At 60.2% G+C, this 9,493-nt stretch carries 7 protein-coding genes and 1 pseudogene; 6 read left to right on the plus strand and 2 right to left on the minus strand.

Annotated features, from left to right (window positions below; genetic code table 11):
* A pseudogene (locus tag AC2FM5_RS18275) lies at positions 1-419 on the plus strand (hypothetical protein); the annotation flags it as partial.
* On the opposite strand, the gene AC2FM5_RS18280 reads toward AC2FM5_RS18275, so the two are convergent.
* A complete protein-coding gene (locus AC2FM5_RS18280) occupies positions 400-4,068 on the minus strand; it encodes a flavoprotein (protein ID WP_496737286.1) in 3,669 nt (1,222 codons plus the stop codon). The pseudogene AC2FM5_RS18275 and the gene AC2FM5_RS18280 overlap by 20 nt on opposite strands.
* A gap of 350 nt (positions 4,069-4,418) precedes the next feature.
* On the opposite strand from AC2FM5_RS18280, the gene speB reads away from it, so the two are divergent.
* The gene (gene speB / locus AC2FM5_RS18285) at positions 4,419-5,384 is read left to right on the plus strand and encodes an agmatinase (RefSeq protein ID WP_496737288.1); all 966 of its coding nucleotides are present in this window, start codon (positions 4,419-4,421) and stop codon (positions 5,382-5,384) included.
* A gap of 12 nt (positions 5,385-5,396) precedes the next feature.
* On the opposite strand, the gene AC2FM5_RS18290 is transcribed toward speB, so the two are convergent.
* On the minus strand, positions 5,397-5,915 hold the full coding sequence (locus AC2FM5_RS18290; RefSeq protein ID WP_496737290.1) for a ZrgA family zinc uptake protein: 519 nt from the start codon (positions 5,913-5,915) through the stop codon (positions 5,397-5,399).
* 285 nt (positions 5,916-6,200) lie between these two features.
* On the opposite strand from AC2FM5_RS18290, the gene AC2FM5_RS18295 reads away from it, so the two are divergent.
* The 4 genes from AC2FM5_RS18295 to AC2FM5_RS18310 form a co-directional block, all read left to right on the plus strand.
* Positions 6,201-7,472 (plus strand): imelysin family protein, encoded by a 1,272-nt coding sequence (locus AC2FM5_RS18295; protein ID WP_496737292.1) that lies wholly within the window; start codon positions 6,201-6,203, stop codon positions 7,470-7,472.
* A gap of 116 nt (positions 7,473-7,588) precedes the next feature.
* On the plus strand, positions 7,589-7,882 hold the full coding sequence (locus AC2FM5_RS18300) for a (2Fe-2S)-binding protein (RefSeq protein ID WP_170599022.1): 294 nt from the start codon (positions 7,589-7,591) through the stop codon (positions 7,880-7,882).
* Positions 7,830-8,315, plus strand: coding sequence for a bacterioferritin (gene bfr, locus AC2FM5_RS18305; RefSeq protein WP_149776400.1), 486 nt, complete (start codon positions 7,830-7,832; stop codon positions 8,313-8,315). The genes AC2FM5_RS18300 and bfr overlap by 53 nt, the downstream gene beginning before the upstream one ends.
* A partial coding sequence (locus tag AC2FM5_RS18310; protein ID WP_496737295.1) for a di-heme oxidoreductase family protein occupies positions 8,287-9,493 on the plus strand: 1,207 nt, incomplete at its 3' end. The genes bfr and AC2FM5_RS18310, both read left to right, overlap by 29 nt.

Raw genomic sequence — 9,493 nt, forward strand, 5'->3', positions numbered from 1 at the left:
TAGTCACGATGCTTCTCTTCGGCGCCGTAATGACGGTGACGCGGAAGCCGAACCTGGTCGAACGGCACGATTTCAGCACCTCAAGCGTGATCGGAACCTGCTCGGTCCTGTTCTTCGTGATCCTGCTGGCCCATGTGCAATTGCGCGAGGGTTTTGCCGGGTCACCGGTAATCTACATGGAGTCCTTCTTTTTCCTGATGTACTTCATGCTGCTTGTTGTCTCGGTGAACACCTATCTGTTCGTCTCCGAGTCCGCACCGTCGCTGCGCTTGATCCACTATCGTGACAACCTGATTCCGAAGGCCGCGTTCTGGCCATTTGTCCTGAGCTGCATGATCGCGATCACCGCCTACAACCTCAGCCTCAAGTCACCTCCGTCAACGGATGCCCCCGAGGCCATCACGCATCAGGACGGCTAGCGGCCGCCTCATACCCGGGCTTGAGCGTCCCTGTGGCCATGTCGATCGAGTATTCGTCGACCAATTCGGACGCACCGCTTTCCAGTTCGGCAAGGTATTTTTCCGGATTGGCGATGACGTAGACGTAGGCCGGTTTTTTCACGCCATCCATCAGGACATTGATCCGCTTGCGGACATAGACATTGTCAGCCGCGCCCGGTCCGTGAAAACCCTCGAGCTTGTCGAGTTCCTTCAACCCGCCCGAGGTGACCCGGTAGACCTCGCCCTTGATCGGACGGCCAGTGCCCTTGCGATCCACCAGTGTGGCCATGCGGTGCAGATAGGCACAGTTCGGGTTGTCGCAAAACGGCTCTTTCGGCACGATCAGGGGCATGGGCTGCCGAGTGACCGCCTGTCCAACGAAATCATCCAGAACGTCCGCATGAGCGTCGTGGTTGGGGAATCCTTTCTTGAGCGATCCGTAGGTGAAATACAGATAGGTCTTTTCGCGTTCATCGATCAGGTCGTCTTCGTCTTCCACCGCTTCCGGTTCTGAAAGGGCGTGCGTGTTGGCCCATTCGTCCAACATCGCGCGGATCTCGTCCGACACCCTGATGCCCCTGGACCGCACCGGATCCTGAAGGAAGTGGATCAGAGGGCTTGCATCGATGCTCTCCGCCGCCAGCAGTGTTTCTACCATCTCGGCCGAGTTGTTCATCGCGGCGACATGCAGGCTGGTAAATCCGTGGTCATTGACCGCGTTCACGTTGATACCCCTTGCGATGAGGGCTTTGGCCGCCTCGATGTCCGGTTTTCCCAGATCTTGCCCGTTCTCGGTCAGCTCGCCCTCGCCGCCCGCCGCATAGTGCAGCAGCGTGTCGCCATTATGGTCATCGACAATGTCGATACCGGCGACCCCATCATCTATGGCCTGAAACACCGGCTCCCATTGGGCGAAGTCATCCGAGGCCGCAGCATCCTGCGCCCATTTGCAGATATTGTGTTCGTGGTTTTCCAACTCTTCGAAGGCTTCTTCCAGCACCTCCATGATCTGGTCGGGCGTGGCCATCATGCCGACGCCCATCATCCCGTTCGACAAGCGCCCCTTGCGGGGACCCACAAGATCAATCCCCAGATCGCGCAGCTTTTCGACATTGTTCTGGGTGGTGACATTGTTCCACATGTTGGTGTTGCAAGCTGGGCAAAGGATCGCCGGCTTGTTGCGGTACTGCCAGGCCACAAAAACCGAGGTCAGCAGGTTGTCGGCAATGCCGTTGGCGATCTTGCCCATCGTGTTGCAGGTGACCGGCGCGACAATGACGCAATCGGCCCAGTCGCACAGCGCAAGATGCGAGGCGCGCAAGGGCATTCCGAACTCGGTATAGCGAAAGTTCCACTCGTCATCGTCGCGGTAGTAGTCATTGTGGGTGATGTAGTCGTCAACCGTCTTGGTTTTCTTCCCGGTCTTTTTTGCCTTGCGGGCCTCGCTGGCCTTGTCGGTCCCGATATCGCGAAAGAACTTTTCGGCCGAAACCGAAGGGATCAGTTTCACGTTGTGACCTGCCTCGGTGATCCGGGCGACCAGCTGAGGCACCTTGTCCGCAGCCGACGAGCCGCAGGCGCACAGCAGAACGTTCCGGCGACCGTTTGGCGGGGCCGTCAACCCGCCCTTGGGATACCCGAAGATGTTCTTGTCGAGGCTCGGCGACTCGTGGCGCAGCAAGACAGGCAGACCGGCTTTCTTCATGTCTTCCTGCAGGCCGCCATCCAGGATCATGTCAACGATATCGCTGCGCTTGCCCAGGCATTTCCCATGGAAGAAGAGATAAGGCACCTTTTCCTTGCCGCTTTCCGCCACCAGTTGCCGGCGCATTTTCATGGCGTTGGCCCCGTGTCCGGCGACATCGACCAATTTCAGACCGGTCGCGCCGATATTGGCCAGAATGTTCTTCAGCATGTTCGACCACGGGTCCTCATCCTCGTAGAACAGAACCAGCGGGTTTTCCCGGACGATCCGCGCCACGTCGCTGGGGTCTTCCGGAGGCTGGGTCTCCTCGATCACCAGCATGGCCGGGCTTTTCAGGTCGCGCAGCCCGCGAAAGATATGCCCGCGCGGCGCCTGCCAAACCTGCGAAGTCGCCGGGCTCATATCGACGACCGTGACAAGGTCGGCCTTTTCGTCATAGGCCACGCACAAGCACCAGAACTCTTCCAGCAGCGCCGTCTCGCGGAACACGTTTTCGGGCGGCCGGATCACCTCGAACCCCAACACGCGGTTGAAGTCGATGTTGATCATCAGGTGGCGCCCCTCATGTTCGTTCAGACTGCGCAGCTGATCCCGGAACCAGTCTTGCGGCGACCTTTTGTCCTTCCCGGGTCGTTTGGCATAACTGCGGAAGGTGCTGCCGATATGCACCTCGGAGGTGCCGGCCAGATACCGCTGGGCCATCTCGCTCATCTTCTTGGCGGTCGAAACCCGGCTCAGCGCCTCGGTGTACGAGGTCTGGGTCGCGATCAGCAGCTTGTCTTCGGTGACCTGGACATCGCCCAGGATCTGCAGGCTTTCAGCCAGGACGCCCAGGCTGTTCATGTTCGGGCTTGCCCGCCGGAACAGGTTGCGGCGCTTCTTGGGATCGCGGGCCAGATACCTGGTGCTGTCCACATAGTTGCAGTCCTGCCGGAAGGTCTGCAGCGTGGTCTTGACCGCTTCGCGTGCAGAGAACCGCAGCAGCCCGCGCGCGCGCATCGAAGTGCCGTCGCGGTCGGACATGGCCGCGTACAGGCGGTCGATCGTGGTGACCCACAGCTTGCCGTATTTTTCGGGATGCACATCCATCATGTGCACCAACCCGGTGCTGGGGTTGCACTTGGCGATCACCGCGAAATGGCCGCCGGGCATGGTGGGCTTGCCATGCGCGACCCCAACCTGAAAATTCGCCACCAGAATATCGTTGTCTCCGCCCAGTCGATTGGATTCGTCAATCGCCTCAAGCAGCAGCGGCACCGAGGTCGTCGCCTCGTCCATGAAGTAGGCCTGGACCTGCACAAGGTCGCGCAGACCCTGCGAATGGATATAGGTGCACGCAACGTCGAACAGTTCACCCAGCGAGATGCCGTCATTGACGACAAAGCTGGTGGGCAGTTCGCAGACGCGGAAGATGTCGTTCACCTCGCAGCTGAAGCCCAGCGCCGACATGCTCAGCGCGGCCGCGGTCACGCTGCAGCAGTTGATCGGCTGCTGGAAATTCTGAAGATGCACGCTGACCAGATCGCCGAACAGCGTGGCGTAGCATTCGCGTCGAATTTCCGCGGGAATATCCAGCCACTCGTTACTGGCCAGAAAGGCCAGCCGAGTGCCGGGCAAGGCCACGGCCTGCAGGCTGACCGGTATGTCGCGGATCTCCAGATGCTCTTCGTAGAAATAGTCCCCGGTATCGGCGGTCGCCAGATCAACGTCGTTCTGGCGCAGCTTCACGATGCCGTCCAAAACCACATACATCCCGCGCGGCGGTAGTACCGTGTCCTCTAGAACTTCGAACAGATCGAAATGCTGCCTGAGCCGCTCGGCGCTCTGCCGCACCTTTTCGCCGGGCAGGACGGCGAATATCTTCTCCCAATCGGCAGATGTGGCTTCAATCGGTTTTGAATTGGAAATCGTCTGTGTGGACACGGCCAGTTCCTCCCCCAAAAAGTCAGTGGCGCAATGGTTTCGTATTTCGTGGTCACTTTCCTGAAATCAGCATTTGTACTTTGTAGTCTCCCCCGCCGGACAAACGGCAGACCGCCCGACGCGTGGCGCCATTCAATGCTGGCTCCACCCCTCAATTTGCGCAGGCAATACGAGCGATACCTGCATTCTTAGTACAGATTGGCAGAAAAATCACTGGGATTGTGGGGTTTACCCAGCTTCGCAATCTGATGCACCGCTGGGGCAGAGCGGCCTTGATTGATCGGGTGATAGACGCCAACGTGCAAGCAACCCGCCAGACCCGCGGCCGGTTCAAAGCAACGGAGCCCCCAATGTCAAAACATGGATATGAATCCGGCCGCCTGAATCTGCCGTTCGTCGGCATCGCCACATTCGGCAAGAAGCCATATGTGCAGGACTGGGACCAGATCGATGCCGATGTCGCCATCCTGGGCGCCCCGTTCGACTTCGGCTGCCAATACCGGTCCGGAGCCCGGTTCGGCCCGCGTGCGGTGCGCGAGGCATCGACTCTGTTCAGCTTTGGTCATGCAGGTGCTTATGATCACGAGGACGATGCCACCTATTTGGGCGAAGAGGTGCGCATCGTCGATCTGGGGGATGCCGACATCATCCACACCAAAACCGAAGCCAGCCACGCGAATATCGAATACGGGGTGCGCAAGATCCTTGAGGCCGGCGCTCTGCCCGTGACGATCGGTGGTGACCATTCCATCAACATTCCCTGCATCAACGCCTTTGATCAGGACTGCGCCCGAAACGGTCCCATTCACGTGGTCCAGATCGACGCACATCTGGATTTCGTGGACGAGCGTCATGGCGTTACGGCGGGCCATGGAAACCCGATGCGGCGGGCGATCGAGAAGGACTATGTCTCGGGTATGACCCAGCTGGGCATCCGCAACGTCTCATCGACGGCGAAAGAAGGTTACGAAGATGCACGCGCGCGCGGCTCCGACATCTTGTCGGTACGGCAGGTCCGCAAGCTGGGGACCGAACGGGTGTTGGACCGCATCCCCTCGGGCGTCCGATACTACGTGACCATCGACATTGACGCGTTTTGCCCATCCATTGCACCGGGCACCGGAACACCAAGCCACGGCGGTTTTTTGTACTACGACGTTCTGGAAATCCTGCAGGGCCTTGCCCGGAAAGGGCAGGTCGCTGGCATCGACCTTGTCGAAGTTGCCCCGGCCTATGACCCGACCGAAAGCACGCAGATCCTTGCTGCGCAGCTGTTGCTGAACTTCATCGGCTTCATCTTTCACCACAAGGAATGAAAGAAACCCCGGTCACATAAACTCGGAGAGATCAACCAACGGGGTCTCTCGTGTAACCGCGACGGCGTGACTACCACCCGGTGACTGAACCCGCACGTCCACACGTTCAGCCTGCGAAAACCGGTCGAAGTAATCAAATCTAATTTCACCAAGCGCCTGAAGGTTGCTGCACCTGATCGTGTATTCGGCCTGAAATTCGGGCCGGTGATCGTCAGGCCCCAAGGCCGAACCGGCTTCGCCGCCGACCAGCGCCACGTTCGCCGTGGCCGTGGCACAACCCGCCTCGGCCGTGACCGCGAACAGGGTCATGGGCTGTGACAGGTCCGAAATGGCGACCGCGACCTTCGCCTTTTCCTCTGCGCTCGAAGCGGGAAGTTCAAAGCCAACGATTTCTGACGCAGGAACAGACAGAGACAGCGTGTACCCCGAATCTAAAAACGCGATCTCCAGCGCTGCGGGTTTTGGCGCCCTTTCCTGCTGCGCGTCCAACGCAAGGGGAAACACGCAAAGGGCAAACGCCAGGGATCTCATCACGCAAACACCACCAACTCAAGAATCACACCATCATTGTATCTGCGCGCAATCGGCAGGCAACGGCGCGCAACCCCGTCTGACCCCGCTGGAAATGGCTAGGCAGATCCAGAGAACCCATCCAGCCAAACCGTATTTGGCCAAAACAACGGCGTGTTTCACAATTAATTCCCGACTTAAAGACTCGGGTTGACATAACTTACAATTTCACTCAGTTAATATTCATCTCTGCGCCCCGCACCGGGTGCTCTTGCCCATTCATTTCGACAGGAAGGCCTGAACTTCATGACCCGCGTATTTTCGACGACCAGCCTGGCAGCCTTGCTTATGGCAACAACGGCAGCCGCCGGCGACGCCCCCGCCAAGGTCGACATTCTGGACACCTATGCTGACATTGCCGAAGCAAAATATGACGACAGCCTGCGTGCTGCCCGCAAGTTGCAGGCCGCCGTTGCCGCGCTGGTTGACCAGCCTTCTGCTGAAAACCTGACCGCCGCACGCCAGGCCTGGGTTGCCGCGCGCGTTCCTTATCAACAGACCGAGGTCTATCGCTTCGGCAATCCCATCGTCGACGAATGGGAAGGCAAGGTGAATGCGTGGCCTCTGGACGAGGGTCTGATCGACTATGTGGATGCGGCCTATGGCGGCGCGACGGACGAAAACGAGCTTGCGGTTCTGAACGTGATTGCCTCGCCTAGCTTTGAGCTGTCTGGCCAGCCGGTCGACGCCACCGAGATCACGCCCGAGCTGCTGTCTGAGACCCTGCACGAGGCCGACGGAATCGAGGCCAATGTGGCAACGGGTTATCACGCCATCGAGTTCCTGCTGTGGGGCCAGGATCTGAACGGTCACGGCGAGGGCGCCGGCAACCGTCCGTGGACCGCCTATGCGCAGGACGAGTCCTGCACCGGCGGCAACTGCGATCGCCGGGCCCAGTATCTGGTGGCGGCGACCGACCTGCTGGTCTCGGACCTGGAATGGATGGCCGCGCAATGGCAGGAGGACGGTGCCGCGCGGGCGGCCCTGACCAACGACGCCGACTCGGGCATCAGTGCAATTCTGACGGGCATGGGATCCCTGTCCTATGGCGAACAGGCCGGTGAGCGCATGCGCCTTGGACTGATGCTGAACGACCCGGAAGAAGAGCATGACTGTTTCTCGGACAACACGCACAACAGCCACTACTATGACGGGTTGGGGATTCAGAACGTCTATCTGGGTCGGTATGTCCGGATTGACGGCACTCCGGTTTCGGGTCCGTCCCTGTCGGATTTGGTTGCGGCCTCGGACCCGGCTCTGGACACCGAGATGAAGACAAAGCTGGCCAACACAATGTACGCGCTGGGCCAGATCAAAACCGCAGCCGAGGCCGGATTAGCCTACGATCAGATGCTCGAGCGCGGGAACGTCGGTGGCGAAACGCTGATCATGGGCGGTGTCGAAGGTCTGATCGATCAGACCAAGACGATTGAACGTATCGTGTCCGTGCTGGGCTTGGGCAATGTCGCATTCGAAGGGTCCGACAGCCTCGACAACCCCGACGCCGTTTTCCACTGATGAACCAAAGCAGCCGGGCGCAGCGACCGCTTGCGCCCGACCCTGCGACAAGCTGTGTCTGGACCCGAAGCAAATACCCTACTATTTGACTAGGAATTACGAAAGGCCGAGTCGCCATGATCGTCTGCCACTGCACCAACATCACGGATCACGACATCCGCGCGGCAATCGACTGGATGCGCGCGGCAGATCCTCAAACCATCATCACGCCGGGCAAGATTTACCATGCTTTGGGAAAATCGGCGGATTGTGGCGGGTGTATGCCGCTGTTTCTGGACACGATGCGCGCAACCGATAACCTCGAAGTACCCATGCAACTCCGCGCCCTGCGCGTGGATGATACACAGGAGAGTGCAGATGAAGGGCGACCCCAAAGTCATCGAATACTTAAACAAATCCCTGCGGCATGAATTGACCGCAGTCAGCCAGTACTGGCTGCATTACCGCCTGCAGGAGGACTGGGGCCTGGGCCACATGGCCAAGAAAAGCCGCGAGGAAAGCATCGAAGAGATGCAGCACGCGGACAAGCTGATCGAGCGGATCATCTTCCTCGGCGGCCACCCCAACCTGCAAAAGCTCGACCCGCTGCGCATCGGCCAGACGCCCAAGGAAACCCTGGAATGCGACCTGGCGGCCGAGATCGACGCCCGGGCCCTGTACAAGGAAGCGCGCGAATACTGCCAACAGGCCGGCGACTTCGTGTCGATGGCGCTGTTCGAACAACTGATGGCCGATGAAGAAGGCCATATCGATTTCCTCGAAACCCAGCTCGATCTGTACGAAAGACTCGGCGAAGCAAATTATGCGCAACTCAATGCATCGAAAATGGACGAGGCCGAATAAGACGGGCCTCTTCGTGGTGGCCGTTTTTGCGGCCACCCCTTCCCTGTCTCAGGATCTGCGGGACAGTCATTTGAACCCCCTCCCCCGAACCGACGCTGAACGGGCACGGATCGCCACAGTCACCGCAGCGCCGTCGGATTTCACGCAGCCCCAGCGCTATGAGGACCTGCCGGCAGGCGCCGCGACGGTGCGCGCCCGGACCGATGCGGATGCGTTCTCGCAACCCTCGGCCAACCTGAGCTTTGAGCAGGAGCTGGATTTCAAGGTCGGCAACGGGCTGTTCAAGAAGGTCTGGGTGTCGTCTCCGTCCTCGACTCTGGCCTCGGATGGGCTAGGGCCGCTGTTCAACGCCCGGTCGTGCCAACGCTGTCACATCAAGGACGGGCGTGGCCACACCCCGGCCGGACCCGAAGACAACGCCATTTCGATGTTCCTGCGCGTTTCCATCCCCGGAACGCCCGCGGACGCGCCGGAAGAGATCGCGGGGTATCTCGCCACCCTGCCCGAACCCACCTATGGCGGCCAGATGCAGGATTTCGCCCTGCCCGGCCACCAGGCCGAATACCGGCTGGACATCACCTACGAGGAAATCCCGGTGGAACTGTCCGACGGCGAAGCCGTGTCGCTGCGCAAGCCCACCTACAGAGCGGCCGATCTGGGCTATGGGCCGTTGCACCCGGACGCGATGCTCAGCCCACGCGTGGCGCCGCAGATGATCGGTCTGGGCCTGCTCGAGGCGATCCCGGCCGAGGACATCCTGGCCAAGGCCGACCCCGACGACGCCGATGGGGACGGGATCTCGGGGCGGCCCAACATCGTGTGGTCGACGGAATTCGGCGAACCCATGCTGGGCCGGTTCGGGCTGAAGGCGGGCATGCCGACGATCATGGAGCAGTCGGCCGCGGCCTTCGCCGGCGATATCGGCATTTCCAGCCCGCTCTACCCCGCGCCTTTTGGCGACTGCACGCCGGCGCAGGCCGATTGCCAGACCGCCCCGCATGGTGACGGCGACGAACGCGGCTTTGAGATCGACCAGCAAGGCATGGATCTGGTGGCCTTCTACAGCCGCAACCTGGGCGTTCCCGCCCGGCGCGATGCGGATGACCCGCAGGTTCTGCGCGGGAAAGAGGTGTTCCACAACATTGGCTGCGCGTCCTGTCACACGCCCGCTTTCGTCA

This window comes from Ruegeria sp. BHSA162 (genome assembly GCF_059613385.1).